This window comes from Streptomyces sp. NPDC004051, assembly GCF_053604275.1.
The window spans coordinates 1-16,209 of record NZ_JBSGHG010000007.1; the positions used below are offsets into that span (position 1 = coordinate 1).

General features: G+C 71.7%; 15 protein-coding genes and 1 riboswitch. Of the genes, 10 read left to right on the top strand and 5 right to left on the bottom strand.

The genetic code is table 11. The annotated features are described in order from the left end of the window. Positions 1-218: 218 nt before the first annotated feature. From ACWEQO_RS10495 to ACWEQO_RS10515, 5 genes are all read right to left on the bottom strand, one after another. Complete coding sequence (locus tag ACWEQO_RS10495; protein WP_452981163.1) at positions 219-362, bottom strand: hypothetical protein; 144 nt, start codon at positions 360-362, stop codon at positions 219-221. Positions 363-441: 79 nt separating this feature from the next. Then, positions 442-906, bottom strand: a complete 465-nt coding sequence (locus tag ACWEQO_RS10500) for a barstar family protein (protein WP_452981166.1) — start codon at positions 904-906, stop codon at positions 442-444. Next, a complete protein-coding gene (locus ACWEQO_RS10505) occupies positions 903-5,615 on the bottom strand; it encodes a putative T7SS-secreted protein (RefSeq protein WP_452981168.1) in 4,713 nt (1,570 codons plus the stop codon). The genes ACWEQO_RS10500 and ACWEQO_RS10505 overlap by 4 nt, the downstream gene beginning before the upstream one ends. 2 nt (positions 5,616-5,617) lie before the next feature. Beyond that, a complete protein-coding gene (locus tag ACWEQO_RS10510) occupies positions 5,618-6,283 on the bottom strand; it encodes a hypothetical protein (RefSeq protein ID WP_452981170.1) in 666 nt (221 codons plus the stop codon). Next, the gene (locus tag ACWEQO_RS10515; protein WP_452981173.1) at positions 6,273-6,695 is read right to left on the bottom strand and encodes a hypothetical protein; all 423 of its coding nucleotides are present in this window, start codon (positions 6,693-6,695) and stop codon (positions 6,273-6,275) included. The genes ACWEQO_RS10510 and ACWEQO_RS10515 overlap by 11 nt, the downstream gene beginning before the upstream one ends. Before the next feature lie 319 nt (positions 6,696-7,014). Between ACWEQO_RS10515 and ACWEQO_RS10520 the strand changes: the two genes are divergently transcribed. From ACWEQO_RS10520 to ACWEQO_RS10565, 10 genes are all read left to right on the top strand, one after another. Next, positions 7,015-8,217, top strand: coding sequence for a helix-turn-helix domain-containing protein (locus ACWEQO_RS10520; RefSeq protein WP_452981176.1), 1,203 nt, complete (start codon positions 7,015-7,017; stop codon positions 8,215-8,217). Then, positions 8,214-8,759: a hypothetical protein gene (locus ACWEQO_RS10525; RefSeq protein ID WP_452981179.1), complete on the top strand. Its 546-nt coding sequence runs from the start codon at positions 8,214-8,216 to the stop codon at positions 8,757-8,759. Before ACWEQO_RS10520 ends, ACWEQO_RS10525 begins: the two co-directional genes overlap by 4 nt. Positions 8,760-8,860: 101 nt before the next feature. Beyond that, complete coding sequence (locus ACWEQO_RS10530; protein WP_452981182.1) at positions 8,861-9,346, top strand: GNAT family N-acetyltransferase; 486 nt, start codon at positions 8,861-8,863, stop codon at positions 9,344-9,346. Between the two features lie 355 nt (positions 9,347-9,701). Next, a complete protein-coding gene (locus ACWEQO_RS10535) occupies positions 9,702-11,333 on the top strand; it encodes an alpha/beta hydrolase (protein ID WP_452981185.1) in 1,632 nt (543 codons plus the stop codon). 97 nt (positions 11,334-11,430) lie between these two features. Beyond that, positions 11,431-11,568 (top strand): hypothetical protein, encoded by a 138-nt coding sequence (locus ACWEQO_RS10540; protein ID WP_452981188.1) that lies wholly within the window; start codon positions 11,431-11,433, stop codon positions 11,566-11,568. A gap of 111 nt (positions 11,569-11,679) precedes the next feature. Beyond that, positions 11,680-11,800, top strand: a riboswitch (cobalamin riboswitch). A gap of 167 nt (positions 11,801-11,967) precedes the next feature. Continuing rightward, positions 11,968-13,011, top strand: a complete 1,044-nt coding sequence (locus ACWEQO_RS10545; protein ID WP_452981191.1) for a FecCD family ABC transporter permease — start codon at positions 11,968-11,970, stop codon at positions 13,009-13,011. Continuing rightward, a complete protein-coding gene (locus ACWEQO_RS10550) occupies positions 13,011-13,823 on the top strand; it encodes an ABC transporter ATP-binding protein (protein WP_361452545.1) in 813 nt (270 codons plus the stop codon). Before ACWEQO_RS10545 ends, ACWEQO_RS10550 begins: the two co-directional genes overlap by 1 nt. Positions 13,824-13,838: 15 nt before the next feature. Beyond that, on the top strand, positions 13,839-14,885 hold the full coding sequence (locus tag ACWEQO_RS10555; RefSeq protein WP_361452548.1) for an ABC transporter substrate-binding protein: 1,047 nt from the start codon (positions 13,839-13,841) through the stop codon (positions 14,883-14,885). A gap of 6 nt (positions 14,886-14,891) precedes the next feature. Continuing rightward, a complete protein-coding gene (locus tag ACWEQO_RS10560; protein WP_452981196.1) occupies positions 14,892-15,254 on the top strand; it encodes a (2Fe-2S) ferredoxin domain-containing protein in 363 nt (120 codons plus the stop codon). Between the two features lie 70 nt (positions 15,255-15,324). After that, complete coding sequence (locus ACWEQO_RS10565; protein ID WP_452981199.1) at positions 15,325-16,041, top strand: (2Fe-2S)-binding protein; 717 nt, start codon at positions 15,325-15,327, stop codon at positions 16,039-16,041. Positions 16,042-16,209: the final 168 nt, after the last annotated feature.

Consider the following 16,209-nt stretch of genomic DNA (forward strand, 5'->3'; position numbering starts at 1 on the left):
CACCGAACTCCACGATGCCTTCGTCTCCCTGGCCTGCAGCCTGATCTGCTGGAGACGTCTCAAGAAAGCCCGATCATGATCGTGTTACGAGCTCTTATGGCCGCGGGGGTCGGATCGGGCATCTCTCACTTCTCCTGACGGATTTTTCCGGTGCCCCGAAGAACGGAGGTGGTCGTGGCGGGGACGGGGCCCAGGCCCTGCCAGAGCTCGTAACACGATCATGGCCGGTGCTTCTTGAGGCGCCTCCAGCAGATCAGGCTGCAGGCCAGGGAGACGAAGGCGTCGTAGAGTTCGGTGCGGTGTTCCCGACGGACGGCCAGTCGTTTGAACCGGTGGAGCAGGGCGAAGGTCTGCTCCACCACGTACCGGAGCTTGCCCGGGCCCTTGACGGCCGGGGCGCCCTTGCGGGAGATGACCGCAGGTACACCCGACGAAAGAGGTTCAACATGCGCGAATTTTGTGGAGCATCTCCTCCTGAATTTTGGGTGGGCACAGCAACACGGCCTGGAAGGTGATCTTTTCCTGGCCCGGGAGCTCGGGTTTCCCCGCCCAGAAGTTCGCGGCGTCTTTCAGGGCGCGAAAGAGGATGTCGCGTTCTTCGGGGTTCTCGGAGAGTACGACGTGGGCGTCATCGATGGTGACGAGGAAATTCTTGGCGCTGATCCAGTGGAGATCAGTCAGGCAGTCCCGCAGCGCGTTCCAGTTCCAGCCGAAGTAGTCCGGGAGGCGCAGCGCCTCGTAGAACTGGGTGAACACTCCGTCGGAGTCGTGCATTTCCTGTCCTCGCATTCGGGCCGAGTAGATCAGCCCGGTGGGAGGCAGGGCACGCACAACGGAAAGCGTGGAGTCGGTCGGTACGACGTGGACTCCTGCCTCGTCCCGCGCCCACCAGGTGGCGTTGCTCATCTGCCGGTCTCCATCACGATGTATGTCTGATAATGGGTCGGAGTGTAGTAGGCCGATCCGTCCGACCCGGTCACGATCCTCTCGCCACCCCATTTCGGGTTGTCGACCGACTGCACTGTGCCCCATTCCGTATATCGGATCGGATTTCCCTGGCTGTCGAACTCGGGGAGTCTGTAGGCACCGTTCTTCCCACTGTTATTGAATGGTTTGGGGATGGACGGTCCCATGAGCTGAGGGCCCGCGCCCTGAGCCTCCACACCGAACTCGCGAATGTCACGGAGGACCGCCTCGGACTCCGTCGGAACCTTGGTGGGAATCCACCCGCTCAGGTTTGATGTGTCGCCCAGTGTCCGGCCCGTTTGGTAGCTCGGAGCGAGCCCCAGCGGGTCCGTCCAGGTGTGCGGGTTGTCGACGTAGGCGACGGGGTTGGGTGCGGGGGCGAGCCCGAGCGGGTCCGGGGAGGTGTAGCGGCCGGTCTCGGGGTCGTAGTGGCGGAAGTAGTTGTAGTGGAGGCCGGTTTCGGGGTCGTAGTACTGACCGGGGAAACGGAGTGGGGTGTAGGCGGTGCTGGTGCGGGTCCAGGCGGTGGTACCCCACAAGGTGGTGCGGGTGCGCCAGGCGATGTCGCCGGTCTCGTCGACGAGTTCGGTGGGGGCGCCGATGAGGTCGGTGGCGATGGCGAAGAAGCGCCGGTCGATCTCCTCCTGGCGGGCGTCCGCGGTGAGGATGCGTTCCGTCTGGGACAGAGGGGTCAAGCCGCGGTGGTCCCAGGTGAGCGCCACAGGATGAGGTGTGGCCTGCGACACCGTGGTCTGTTCGCACAGGGTGGTGCCGTCCCAGGTGAAGCGGACCTCCTCGACGACCGTCTCGCCGTCGGAAGCGAGGCGTTGCTTGGCGGCGCGGCGGCCCAAGGGGTCATAGAGGTAACGCCAGCGGGTGCCGTCGGGAGTGATGACGGAGGTGAGGCGGTCCTCGGCGTCCCACTCGTAGCGCCAGGTGTCGGGTTTGCGGGAGAGCCGGGTCTTCCGGCGCAGGATGACGCGGCCGAGGGCGTCGTGCTCGTAGCGCACACCGCCGGCGCGGGTGAGGGAGGTGCCGTGGTACGTCCGGGGGCCGGTGGCTTCGTAGCCGGGATGGGAGGCAGGCCAGGAGGCGGAGGTCTGGTTGCCGCTCGCGTCGTAGGCGTACCGTTCGCTCCAGCCGTCGGCGGTCACGGTGGTGACGCGGCCGACCCGGTCGAGGTCGAAGGTGCGGGTGCCTGACAACTGGTCGGAGACCGCGGAGAGGTGGCCGTCGGCGCGATAGGTGTAGGTGCGGCTGTTGAGAGTGCGTCCGCCGGCGGTCAGGTGCTCGGCGGACAGGCGTCCCGCCTCGTCCCAGGCCGAGGCGACGGTGAGGGAGTCGCCGAAGACACGGGACAGTTCACGGCCTGCCGCGTCGTGGGTGAAGGTGACCCGGTGGCCGCCGGTGGTCAGGTGATCGGGGCGGCCTGCCGTGTCATAGGCGTAGGTGGTGACATGGCCGGTGGGGGTGACCCGGCCCACCCGGCGGCCCACGGCGTCGTAGCGACAGGTGGTGGCGTGGCCGTTGACGAGTTCGGTCTTGAGCAGGCCGCGTCGGTCGTACTGGCGGATCAGGTCGCCGTCCGGTCCGGCTGCCTGCAGGAGGCGTCCGGCCGGGTCGTAGGCATAGGTGGTGGTTCGGCCGGCGGCATCCTTGCGAGTAATACGGCCCAACTCGTCGTGAGTGAGGGAGATGACGTCGCCGAGCGCGTCGGTCCGTGCGGTCAACTGCCCCGCCGGATCCAGGCGGTAGCCGATGGCGCGGCCGTCGAAGTCCGTCTCCGAGACCAGGCGGCCGGCCGCGTCGTACGCGTAGTTCCAGCTGAGCCCTTGTGGACCGGTGACGCGGGTGAGGCGCAGGTCGGTGTCGTGCTCGAACGCGTAGCGGGCGCCGTCCGGGTAGGTACGGGCAGCGAGGAGGTCGAAGTGGGTGTACTCGAACCGGGCCACTCCCCCGGCCGGGTCGGTGTGGGTGAGGCAGTTGCCCTCGCCGTCGTAGGTCCATGACTCGGTGGCGCCGTCCGGGGCGGTACGGCGGGCGAGTTGTCCGTCGGCGTTCCAGGCGAGGTGGGTGACTCTGCCCATCGGGTCGATGACGCGAACGGGTCTGCCGAGGGCGTCGCGTTCCAGGCGGGTGGTGCCCCCGGCCGGGTCAGTGACCTCCACCGGCAGGCCCGCGGCATCGCAGCGGACCGTGGTGGTGGCGCCGAGGGCGTCGGTGACGGAGGTGAGGCGGCCGGCGTCGTCGTAGGTGTAACGGGTGGCGTGGCCGGCCGGGTCGGTGACCGCGATCGGGTTGCCGCGCTCGTCGAACTCCTGTGTACGGCGGGCGCCGTCCGGCTCATGGAACTCCACCGGCAGCCCAAGCGGGCCGCGCACGACGTGCGATTCGGAGCCGTCCGGACGCACGACCGAAGCTGGTCTGCCCTCCGCGTCGTAGGTGTAGACGGTGGTGCGGCCCAGCGGGTCGATGCGGGTGAGCAGGTTGCCGTGGGTGTCGTAGGTGGAGCGGGTGGTGTGGCCGAGCGGGTCGGTGGTGGCGATCACCCGGCAGCGGTGGTCGATCCGGTGGCGGGTGGTGCGGCCGTCGGCGGTGGTCAGGGTGGTGGTGCGGTGGCCGGTCTCCGGGTCAGGTTCGGTGTAGGCGAGGGTGATCTGGACGTGGCCGGCCTCGCCGCCCTCGGCGATGACGCGGTCGCGGTCGTCGTAGGCGTAGTCGTAGCGGCTGTGGTTGGAGTCGATCCAGGCGGTGACCCGGCGGCGGTCGTCGTAGACGAAGGTGGTGGTGGCGCCGGAGGGCTTGGTGACGGTGGTGAGGTCGCCGTCCTGGTAGCCGTACGCCATCAGCGGCAGGCTGGTGCCGTCCTCGCCCGCGCCCGCCAGGGAAAGGGCGGTGATCCGGCCCTCGGCGGTGGTCAGCCTCACCCGGGGGCCGGCCGAGTGGACCAGGGCCAGCGGCAGGCCGTCGTCGGCGCGGTCGACGGTGACAGTGTGGCCGTTGCGTTCGGTGACGGACATCAGCCAGGCGTCGCCGTCACCGCCGGGTTCGCCGCCGGGCGGGGCGGCGAAGTGGCGGACCAGGCCGGTGTCGGGGTCGGTGAGCGTGTAGTTGCCGTCCGCGTCGCGGGCCAGCAGGGTGCGGGCGGTGCCGGACTCGGGGCGGGTGGGGATGCCGGGCACGGGGTGCGGGTAGGGGATCAGCAGGCCGTCGGCGGTGACGTGGACGACGCCGACCGGGTCGATCTGCAGGCGTTCGTCGACGGTGGAGGTCCAGGCCGGCCCCAGGAAGCGGCCGGTGGTGTTGCCGGACTCGGTGCGCCGGGTGAAGACCAGCGGCAGGATGCCGGGGATCTCCACGTCCGTCTGTGGCAGGAACATCCGGCCGGAGGCCAGGTCGACGGGGTCGGTGCCGTCGGTGGTGCGGGTGCCGTCGGGCCGGTTGTGGGTGCCGTCGGGGGCGTCGTCGACCAGTCTGCGGACCCGCGCGGCATCGGCCGCGTCCGCGGCGATGCGCACGCCCTTGACCGCGGCGCCGCCCCCGCCGGTGGCCGCGGTCAGCGCCAGATCGGGGATCAGCCGGCCGAACCCCTCGTAGGGGTCCTTCATGAAGTCGCTGATCATCTGCTTGCCGGTGCCGACCGGGTCGTTGGCGGCCAGTACCAGGCCGGAGGCCAGGCTGTTGAGGTTCGTGGCGTACTCGGCCGGGTGGGTGAGGTTGTACGGGTCGAGGAAGTTGACCGAGCGGACGAAGTTCACCAGCCCCGCCGTGCCCTTGATGAGCCCGCCGCCGACATGGTCCCCCATGATCTGAAACTCCTGCAGACCGTCGCCCACCTGCTGCGTGTACGACGGCTTCTCCGGAGCCATGTCGCGTGCCGCGCGCACCGCGCTGCGGGCGGTCTCCGCCGCGGTGTTCCGCTGCGTGCGGGCCTCGGCCAGGATCTCCTGCGCCTCCTGCATCAGCTTTCTGCCCGGGTCGTCGAACGTCGGCGCCGGACACGGCGGGAGCGTGGACGGGTCACGCTTGTCGGCGGGCTGGGCGTTGTAGCGGTCGACGGCCTTGTTGTAGGCGTCGACCCTCTTGCGGTGGGCCTCGGCGGCGTCCTCGGACGCCTTGACCCCTTCCTTCCACTTCTCGATCGCCGTCTGCGCCTGTCCCTGCGCCCAGGTCACGGTGGAGGCGAACGACTCCAGCGCGCTGGCCGCCTTCTCGCAGGCGTCCGCGCCGGTGAACCACTTGGGCGGCTGGGTGCTCACCGCCCTGCGCAGTGCCTCAGCGGCCTCGCCCTTGAGCTGTGAGGAGTCCAGGCCCTTCAGCCCCTCGCCGGCGTCGTCGAACGCTTTGTGGAAGGCGCGGAGTTTCTCGGCGGTGGCACGGATCTTCTCCGCACTGCCGTGGACCAGCTTGGTCTTGTCCTCACTCTGGCCGAGGTCCATCTCGTCGACCTCGGCGCCCATCCGGTTGGCGACCGAGCGCGACTGCTCGCGCACCCAGTCCGCACCGGACTGCCAGCCGGCCTCGTCCAGTCGGTCCGCGGTCCAGTTCCCGGCGCCCTCGACCCGGTCGCCGAGCCACTCGACACCGTCCTCGACCGCCTCCTCCACCGAGTCCGGCGTGATGTCCTTGATGAAGTCGCCGATGCCCACGCTCAGTTACCCCCGTCGCCGCCCTGACCGCCCTGCTGCTGCGCCTGCCGGGCGCGTTCCTCGGGCGACGGGCCGAACGTGTCGTCCAGCGCCCGGTTCCACTCGCCCTCGCCGACGCCCAGCCGCTCGTTGAGCCACTCCGACTGCCGGCCGCCCTGCCCCTCGGTGAGCAGCGTGCGGCCGGTGTCCTTCCAGGTCTGCTCGATCTCCTCACCGGCCCGCTCGAACGACTCGCGGCTCCAGTCCGGGTCCAGGTAGTCCGGCGTGAACACCTCGCCCCAGCCCTGCTGGGTGATCTCCTCCTCGGAGGCGTGCGGGTTGCCGCCCATCAGGGCGTTGACCCCCACCTTCAGCGACCCCGCGACGTACTGGTCGTGCTCCCACAGGGTGCCCGCCGCCAGCCCGAGGCGGTTCGCGATCTGGCCGGCGTCGTTCACCAGGGCGCGCACGCCCCACTCCCAGCGTTCGCAGAAGTCCTCGAAGTCCACCGACAGGCCGTGGTGACCGGTCTCCATCCCGGTCATCGACAGCTGGGAGAAACCTTTGCCCATGATGGAGCCGGTGGCGCCGCCCAGGTCGCCCAGCTCGTCGATGGTGGCGCCCACCCCCTGGGTGAACTTCGCCACCGACGCCTCGTCGAAGTTCAGGTCCGTCCCGTCAGTGCCCACGGCCGCGTCCCTGCTCCGTCGTGTCGGTGTCGAGGGCGGCACCGTCGGGAACGATCCCGGTGACCGGCGGGAAGAACATCGACCCGCCTTCGTCGGCGATGTCCACCGCCAGGCCGGCGGGCTCGCCCAGGCCCGGCACGATCTCGTCCACGATGCGCGCACCCAGCAGCGCCGCGTAGTCCATCGGCCGGTCACCCGGACCGTGGTGAAGGGCGAAGCGGGCCAGCGCCGTCTCGTCCGTGAAGGCGCACACCCACCGCACCCCACCCGAATGCGCGCTCCACAGCCGCCCGTCGACGGACGGGACCAGAAGCACCGACCGCCGCATCTCACCCACCAGCGCCCGCGGATCACCAAGTCCCGCCCGCCGCTCGGCGATCCGCTCGGCCAACGCCGTCCTGGGCTGCTCCACAGAACCCTCCCTCGTCACGGTGCCAAAGGTGACTGATGGCACCGTAGATCACGACGCGCGTGAAGGGGGCGGTGGTTCTCGTGAAACCCAACCGGGCCTTGGGCGGGCTCCGTTGCGTTCCGCACCGGGCGCTCGACGGCCGGTGGGACACATCTGCGTCGTCCGGCCGGGGGGAGTGGGCCGGGCGGCGGCCGAACGCTCCGGCGGGCAGGGGCGGGACGTGCTCCCCGACGATCAAAGCGGCTTCGGCCCGGAAGGCCCGCCCCGCCACCGGGCCCGTACGGTTGCGATTTTCGCATCCGGTTCCTAGGGTGAGGGCATGAAGGAGACCGTGACCGATCGTGTACGAAGCGTCATGCTCAGGGCATCGGTCAAGCAGGTGGAGTTCGCCGAGAGGGTCGGGCTGACGCCGGACAAGCTGTCCAAGTCGCTCAGCGGAGTCCGCCGGTTCACCTCCCTGGACCTGGCGCGCATCGCGGAGTTCGGCGGCACGACGGTCGACTGGCTGCTGACCGGACGCGACCCGCTGCGTCCGGCCTTCGCCGCCCGTGCAGTGCCGTCGGCGATGAGCGGGGGCGACCGTGCCACACTCAAGGACCTCGTCGAACGCTTCACCAGCGCGCACGAGGTGCTCGTCCTCCTCGGCAGGGCGCCGCAGCAGCCGGAACTGCCCTCGGTCGGCCCGCCGCACCCCACCGCTCCCACGGATCACAAGGGGTGTGTGGACGAGGGCGTGGCGCTCGCGGAAGCCGCGCTCGCCCGACTGCGCGCCGAGGGGGCGCCACCGGTGGGCAGCATGGACAGCGCGGAACTCCTCCAGGCGCTGGAGCAGACCTTCGGGGTGGACGTGGCCAAGATCGGACTGCCGGAGGGGATCGACGGCGCCGCCTGGCAGGCGGACGGCTTCCGGCTCATCATGATCGCCCGGACCCGTGTGCCCACCCGGCAGCGCTTCACCCTCGCACACGAGCTCGGACACATCCTGGCCCGGGACGCACAGGACCTCCTGACGGAGACCCACCTGACCCCCGGTCACCAGAAGGACCTCACCGAGGTCCGCGCGAACGTGTTCGCCGCCCACCTCCTCATGCCCCGGTCGGAGATCGAGGCAGCGGTGACGGCAGGCGGTCTGTCGGACGAGCACCTCACCTCCCTGGTGGTCCACTTCCAGGTGTCACCCAGCGCTCTGGCGGCGCGCCTCTCCCAGTTGGGCCTCATCGACGAGCGGACCGCCGGCAGGCTGCGCGGACTCACCACCGAGGACTGCCACTGGCTGACCGGGCAGAGCGACCTCTTCCAGGCCCGTACGGCCTGGTCGCAGACCAAGCGGCTGCCCTTCCGCCCCGCCCAGACGCTGTACGAGGCGTACCTGGACGGAGAGACCACCCTGCGGCCGTTGGCGGCCTACACGGGATGGGAGGCCGACCGGCTCCGCGAGGTGCTCGAACCCGACCCCGTTCCTCCGGAAGCCCCCTCGACCACTGCCGCGGCCGACGAGGGGGACCTGGTCTTCCAGCCATGACGCGCCACTGCTGGTTTCCCGACAACACCGTGCTGTGCAACTTCGCGGCGGTCGACCGTCTCGCCCTGCTGGAGAAGGTCCTGGACGGCCGGGGACGCTGGACCCAGGCCGTCGCGGCCGAGGCCGATCGGTCGTCGCGCCACTGGCCGAGGCTGAGCGAGGTGACCGGTGGCGGATGGCTCGGCGCGCCCATCGAGATCGACGACCCCGCCGAGATCGCGTTAGTGGACCGCACCCGGCGCGTCGTCTTCGCGGGTGCTCCGTCCCGCCCACTGCAACACCTGGGCGAGGCGGAAACCCTGGTCCTGATCGAGCACCGCAGCGAGTTCGCCCATTCCGTGTGGATCACCGACGACGGCGAGGCGGGCCACTACGCACGCCGCAAAGGGATCCCCGTGAAGGACACCGTCGGCGTCATGCGCGAAGCCGTCGTCGACGGGCTGGTCATGGCCGAGACCGGCCACGGACTCCTCACCGCCATACAGCAGGCCGGCCGGCACATCCGGGGTGTCCCCCGCAGCCCCGAGGACCTGCTGCGCTGAACAGGCGGGCAGCGGGCGCGGACCTACGGGGCGCCCACGCCGACGACTGACCAGGCCCGCCCGGGGCCGTCCTACCCGTATCGAGCGAAAGAACAGGGTTGATGACGAAGGAAGACACCGACCGCCAGGGCCGGTGCGTGGTGCTCGAGGAGATCACGGACGAGAACTGGCGTGCCGTCGCCGACGTGGCCCCCGCCGACGACCAGCGCCGGTTCGTGGCCGCCCTCGGCGCACGCTATCTGCTGCTCTCCCTGCGGGACGGAACCTGGACCTCCCTCGCGGTCCGGGCCGGTGACGAGGTCGTGGGCCACGTCATGTGGGCGTACGACGAGGAGGAGGGCGCCCACTGGATCGGCGGCATGGTCGTCGACGTCGCCGAGCAGGGCAAGGGCGTGGGCCGCGCCACGATGCGCGTCCTGATACGACGCCTCGCCACGCTGCCGTCCTGCCGCGAGATCCGGCTCTCCTACCACCCGGAGAACGCCCCCGCCGCCCGCCTGTACGCGTCGCTGGGCTTCACGCCCACCGGAGAGTTCGAGGACGAGGAGATCGTGGCCGCGCTGAGCGGCGGGCCGGCCGCCGCCTGAAGACACCATCAGGCGGGACGTTCTCGCCGGCCCGGCCCGCGGGGCCTCCTCCCACGCGCCGGCCACCGCCGGGTGACGACGAGCAGCTCACCGGTGGGGAGCGGGCCGCGCCGCGCCTGGACCGCTCCCGGCCGGCGGCTCGCCGATCCGCCCCCGCTGGGTGGGCCGCAGGCCCGGACGGACGGTGCCGCTTACCACCGCGTGCCGGGCCGGAGCGCGGGGACTGGGCCATTCGGCTGTACCGCCGCGCGCGCACCGACGGGCCGCTGTGTGGTGGACCCGGACGCGCACCGCGGCCAGGGCGTCGGCGGCCCGGGGCGCTCAGCCACGGAGAACCCACGAACGGAGTATGCCCATGCCCCTCATACGCCGATTCACAACGGTCCGCAGACGCCGTACCGCGTTCGTCGCCGCGCTGGTGACCTGCTCGACCGTACTGGCCGGCCAGGACCTCGCCGTGGCCGGCGGCACCCCCGCACCCTCGGTGCCCGTCCCGCGACTGGACTGGAGCCCCTGCGTCCGCGGCAGCGAGTTCGACTGCGCGACCGCGAAGGTGCCGCTGGATCACGGCAGACCGGGTGGCCGCACCCTCGAGCTGGCGGTCGTCAGACGGAAGGCGACCGACCCCGGCCGGCGCATCGGCACCCTCTTCTTCAACCCCGGCGGCCCCGGCGGCCCCGGAACGGTGCAGATGCCGCAGAACTACGAGAAGTTCCCGCGCGAGGTGCGGGAACGGTTCGACATCGTCAGCTGGGACCCCCGGGGAGTCGGCAGCAGCACCGCGGTGAACTGCTTCGCCAGTCCCGAGGAGGCCGCCGAATGGAACGCGGGCAGACCGGCGGGCTTCCCGGTGGGCGAGAAGGAACGGGCGGCCTTCATCGCCGCGTCCCGGGACCTGGCCCGGCGCTGTGGACAGCGCGACCCCGAGTTGCTGCGCCATGTGTCGACCACCGACACCGCCCGCGACCTCGACCTGCTCCGCCGGGCGGTGGGGGAGCCGCACCTCACCTACCAGGGGATCTCCTACGGCACGATCCTGGGCGCCACCTACGCCAACCTCTTTCCCGGCAAGGTCCGCGCCATGGTCCTCGACAGCAACATCGACCCGCAGGCCTGGACGCATCACGCGTCCGACCACGACCCCCGGCTCACGACGTTCCTGCGCATGGGCTCGGACCGCAGCGCGGCGGCGACCCTGGACCGGTTCCTCGCCCTGTGCGGGTCCACCACCACCGCCCACTGCGCCTTCTCCGCCGGCGGCCCGAAGGCGACCCGGACCAAGTTCGACCAGCTGATGCAGCGGCTCCGGAAGCAGCCCGTGGGCGCGTGGACCTACGCCGGCACCGTCGCCGACGCGGTGAAAAGCCTCTACGTCGTCCACCCCGGTTGGACGGACCTCGCCGGCCGGCTGCAGGACCTGTGGCGGGGCCGCGCCCCGGAGCCGGCCTCGTCCCCGCTCCCACCGGCGGTCCCGGACCCGACCCCGTACCTGGGCGAGGAGCAGGGCGCCGCGGTGTTCTGCGGTGACAGCCCCAACCCGCGTGACCCCGGGGCCTACCACGCCATGGAGGAGGCTGCCGCCGCTCGTGCGGGCGACGCCGGGCGCTTCTGGACCTGGGCCGCCGAAGGGTGCGCCACCTGGCCCGCAATCGCCGCCGACCGCTACCGCGGCCCGTGGGACAAGCCGACGGCCCGCCCCGTCCTGGTGGTCGGCACCGCCTACGACCCCGCCACTCCCTACTCGAACGCGCAGGCCATGGCCGAGGAACTGGCCAACGCACGCCTGCTCACCAACGACGGCTACGGGCACACCGCGTTGATCAACCCCAGCAGCTGCGTCAAGGCGCACGAGAGCCGCTACCTCGTCGACGGCACCCTCCCGCCGGTCGGAACGACGTGCCGACAGGACACGCCTCCCTTCTCCGCGGCCAAGCCGGCCGGCGGCGTCACCACCGGCGGCGGCGGAACGGCCGGCACCACCGCCTGAACCGGCCGGGGGCCCCGGCCGCTCACCGCTCCCCGCTGAACCGCTCCCCGCCGCACCGCTCGGCACCAGGCCCCGGACCCGCCTCGGTCCGGGGCCGGTGCAGTCCTGCGACGAGAAGTGCGACCAGTCGGCGTGCATCGTGGTCGGGGTCACGGTCGGCGCCGACGCGGAGGTTCCCGATGCCGTGCATCAGCCGGCCGCACACCTCCAGCACCTCGCCGTGCCCGTCCGCTGACGGCCTGTCAGGCCGTTGAGCAGGGCAGATGCGGAGGTCCGGTGGGAGTGCCGGGTTCGCAGCGGCGGGGGTGATCTCCGCCACCACCGGCGGGGGTGCTCCAGCAAGCGCGCTAAGCTGCACCTGCCCCGCGGGGGAAGTCCGGTCGAATTCCGGCGCTGACCCGCAACGGTGGGCGGAGCCCCTCCAAGGCCCCGCAAGCCCGATTACCCGCGGTGTGAAGGCTCCTGTCATTCGCCGTGGACTGCGAGAGGTGCTGCGCAGGGCGCCCGCCGCCCGGGGCCGCTCCTTCTGTTGCGTAGGGGCACGGCCTGAGGCGAAAGCGACCCGTCCGTGGCCACCACCCTCGAAACCGAACCCGCCACGCCTGCGCGCACGCCCCGTACCGGAGCCGGGACCATGTCTTCCGGACGCGTACCGCTGCCCCTTCTCCTGATCGGCCTGGGCGCCGCTCTGCCCGTGTCCCTCGTCTGCGGGGTGGGGATCGGGGCGTCGGGGATCTCCTGGGGCGAGGTGCTGCACCATCTGTGGGCCGGGTCGACGGGCGGGTCCATCACTCCCGGTCAGGTACCGGCGTACACCATCGTCTGGGAGCTGCGCTTCCCCCGGGCCGTGCTGGCCGCGATCGTAGGGGCCGGGCTGTCGGCCATCGGCGTCGCGGTGCAGGCCATGGTCCGCAACGCGCTCGCCGACCCGTACGTGCTGGGCATCTCCTCGGGCGCGGCCGTGGGCGCCAACGCCGTGCTCATCTTCGGGGCCTTCGGCGCGCTCGGCGTCTGGGCCCTGTCCACGGCGGCGTTCCTCTCCGCGCTCCTGGCCATGGTGCTGGTGTACGCGATCGCCCGTACCCCGCGCGGCCTGAGCCCGCTGCGGCTCGTCCTGACGGGCACCGCGATGTTCTACGGCTTCTCGGCCGTCACCACGTTCATGGTGTTCGCGGCCGAGCGCGGTGAGGCGGCCCGGTCCGCGATGATGTGGCTGCTCGGCAGCCTCGGCGGCGCCAACTGGGCCTCCGTGCCGATCGCCGCGGGGGCGGTGCTCGGCGGCCTCGTCCACCTCGGATGGTCGGCGCGTCGCCTGAACGCCCTGGCCATGGGCGACGAGACGGCCGCCGCGCTGGGAGTGGGCCCGGAGAGGCTGCGCAAGGAGCTGTTCCTGGTCTCCGCGGCCGTCACGGGGGCGGTGGTGGCGGTGAGCGGGGCGATCGGCTTCGTCGGACTGATGGTTCCGCACGCCGTGCGGATGCTCGTCGGCGCCGACCACCGGCGGCTGCTGGCCGTCGCGCCACTCGCCGGAGCCGTCCTGCTGATCTGGGTGGACATCCTGTCCCGCGTGGTGCTCGCGCCGGTCGAACTGCCCGTGGGCGTACTGACCGCGGCCATCGGCGTGCCGTGCTTCGTCCTGCTGATGCGTCGCCGTTCCTACACCTTCGGAGGCGTGTGATGCGGGTCGACGTCGACGCACTGACCGTCGAGGCCGACGGCGCCCGGCTGGTGGAAGAGGTCACGCTGGGGGCGGACGAGGGGCAGCTCGTCGGACTGGTCGGGCCCAACGGCAGCGGGAAGTCGACCCTGTTGCGCTGCGTCTACCGGGCGCTGCGCCCCTCGGCCGGTACGGTCCGGCTCGACGGCGAGGACCTGTACGCCATGAGTGCGCGGGAAAGCGCCCGCCGGGTGGCCGCACTGCCCCAGGAGGCGGTCACCGAATTCGACTTCACGGTCGCCGAGGTCGTGGCGATGGGACGGCTGCCGCACCAGCGGTCGGCGGCCCGGACCACCGACGAGGACCGCGGGGCGTGCGAGGCCGCGCTGGCGGGGGTCGGCGCCGCCCACCTCGCCGACCGCGGCTTCCTCACCCTCTCCGGCGGCGAACGGCAACGGGTCCTGATCGCCCGGGCGCTCGCCCAGCGACCCCGGGTGCTGGTGCTCGACGAACCCACCAACCACCTGGACATTGCCCAGCAGTTGGAGGTGCTCGCCCTGGTGCGCGGCAGCGGGCTGACGGTGCTCACCGCGCTGCACGACCTCAACCTCGCCGCACTCCACTGCGACCTGCTCCACGTCATCCACGGCGGCCGGATCGTCGCCTCCGGCGCTCCGCACGACGTGCTCACAGCCGAGCTGCTGGCCGAGGTCTTCGGCGTGCGGGCGCACCGCGTCCCGCATCCGGAGACCGGCGCCGTACAGCTGCTCTTCGACCGTCTCCTGCCCGCCCGGTCCGTCCAGTCCGATCAGCCCGCCCAGTCCGCCACCTGAGGAGTCACCGTCACCATGCCGCACCCGGCACGCCCCGCCGCACTCGCGCTCGCCACGGCCCTGCTCCTCACCGGCTGCGGTGCGCAGGTCACCTCTCAGGAAGAGGAGAAGGACGGTTCCGCGGCCCGTGACGGCCACTATCCGGTGACCGTGGAGAACTGCGGAGAGAAGAAGACCTACGACAAGGCGCCCCGGCGCGTGGTCACCAACGACGTCGGCATCACCGAGATCATGTTCGCGCTCGGGCTCGAGGGGCACATGGCGGGCTACGTGATGCCCGACGACAAGGGCGACCTCACCTCCGTTCCCTGGAAGGACGCCTACCGGAAGACCGAGTGGCTCTCGAAGGAGAGGATCAACAAGGAACTGGTCCTCGACGCCCGCGCCGACCTGGTCTTCGCCGGCTGGAACTACGGCTTCAACGAGGGAACCGGCTTCACCCCCGCCGAGCTGGAAAAGGTGGGCGTCGACTCGTATCTGCTGAGCGAGTCGTGCCGCAACGGGAGAGGGAAGGCACGGGGCGTGATGTCGCCGCTCGACGCCCTCTACACCGACCTGCGGAACCTGGGCAGGATCTTCGACGTCGAGGACCGCGCCACCGCCCTCGTCACGGAGTTCCGGAAGCAGGTGGCCGAAGCGCAGGCGAAGGCGCCGAAGGGCGCGGACCGCCCGAGGGTCTTCCTCTACGACGACGGGCGGGACAAGCCGCTGACCTCGGGTGCGTACGCGGGTCCGCACGACATCATCACCAAGGCGGGCGGCGACCACATCATGAAGGACCTCGAGGACAGCTGGACGACGGTCGGCTGGGAGACCGTCGTCGAACGCGACCCGGAGGTGATCGTGATCAACGACTACGGGGACACCGGCGCCGACCAGAAGCGGAAGTTCCTGAAGTCCTACCCGCCGCTCGCCCGGGTCTCGGCCGTCAGGAACGACCGGATCGTCGTCCTCGACTACGTGGACCTGGTGGAGAGCCCGCGCAACCCCGCGGCCGTCAGCTCACTCGCCGCGGAGCTGAGGGACTTCGACCGGGGCGGATCCGCCCGGGAAGAGGGGTGAGGCCGCATGTCACGCGACGCGAACCCCGCCCCCTGCCGGGTCGTGGTGTGCCGGGACTGCTGCTGCGGCAGCTCCAAGGTGCCCGGCGTCGACCACGCGGCGCAGACGGCGCGTCTGCGGGCGGCGGTTCCGACACGGGTCTCCGCCTGTCTGGACCTGTGCGAACAGGCCAACGTCATCGTCGTCCAGCCCTCCGCGGCGGGCCGGGCGGCCGGCGGCCGGCCCGTCTGGCTGGGGCTGGTCAACGACCCCGACGCCATCGAGGACATCATCGCCTGGGCGCACGCCGGCGGCCCCGGCGTCGCACCCCTCCCGGACATCCTCGACCTCTACACCGTCAGGCCGCCACGGCGGGGCACGGCCCCCTGAAACCGCGCTCACCGGGCCGCCGCCCCCTCCGGGCCGGCGCCGCCGCCCGACGGAAAGGAACCGCCCCGGCATGACCGGATACGCTCAGGCTCAGGCGCCCGCCGAGGCCGTCACCGCGGCCCTGCACGAGGTGGCGGCCCTCGGCGGCTTCTTCGTCCTGCCCGTCGGCGGCCCGGACGAGGGCCGGCGCCTGCTCGACCCGGCCTCCGCGCGCGGCTTCACCGACCTGTCCGCAGCCGTCACCCGGCGGTACCGCACCGGCGAACCGCGGATCGGCGTGTCCATCGCCCACCTCGGACACGCGGCCCGCCTCTGGTCCCCCGCCCTGGCGTGCGTGCTGATGCACGGGATCGTCCCGGACCTGGCGGAGCTGCGGCGTGCCGACGACGGGCCGGCCCTCCGCCTGCCCCGGCCCGCCGGCTGGCACGCCGAGCGGCTCCCCGACCCCGCTCTCGCCCTGTACGAGCAGGTGATGCGGCAGCTGCGCGCGATCGAGGCCGGACTGCACGTCAAGATCGCCCCGCGCCTGCTGGACGGCAACGCCGCCTCCGCACTCGTCGGATCGGCCCAGGTCCTGCTGTCGGCCCACCCCGAGCTGCACGAGCCGCTCACGGGCCTCACCACCCGGCTGCTGGACACCGGACGACTCGTGGGCACCGGAGTGATCACCGGACCGGGTCTCACGTTCCGCCGCCGCAGCTGCTGCCTCTACTACCGCGTGCCGAACGGTTCGAAGTGCGGCGACTGCTGCCTGGCCGGCCGGGACGGACCACCGGCACCGGCCTGACGCAGGGGCGCCCGCCGCCGGGACGACACCCCGCGCGCCACCTCCGCACACGCCTCCCGCCCGGCTCGCCCGGCCCGGCCCGCTCGTCCCGCCCCGCCCGGCCCGCTCGTCCCGCCCCGCCCGGCTCGCTTGTCCCGCCCGGCCCGGCTCGCCCCATCCAGCTCGTCC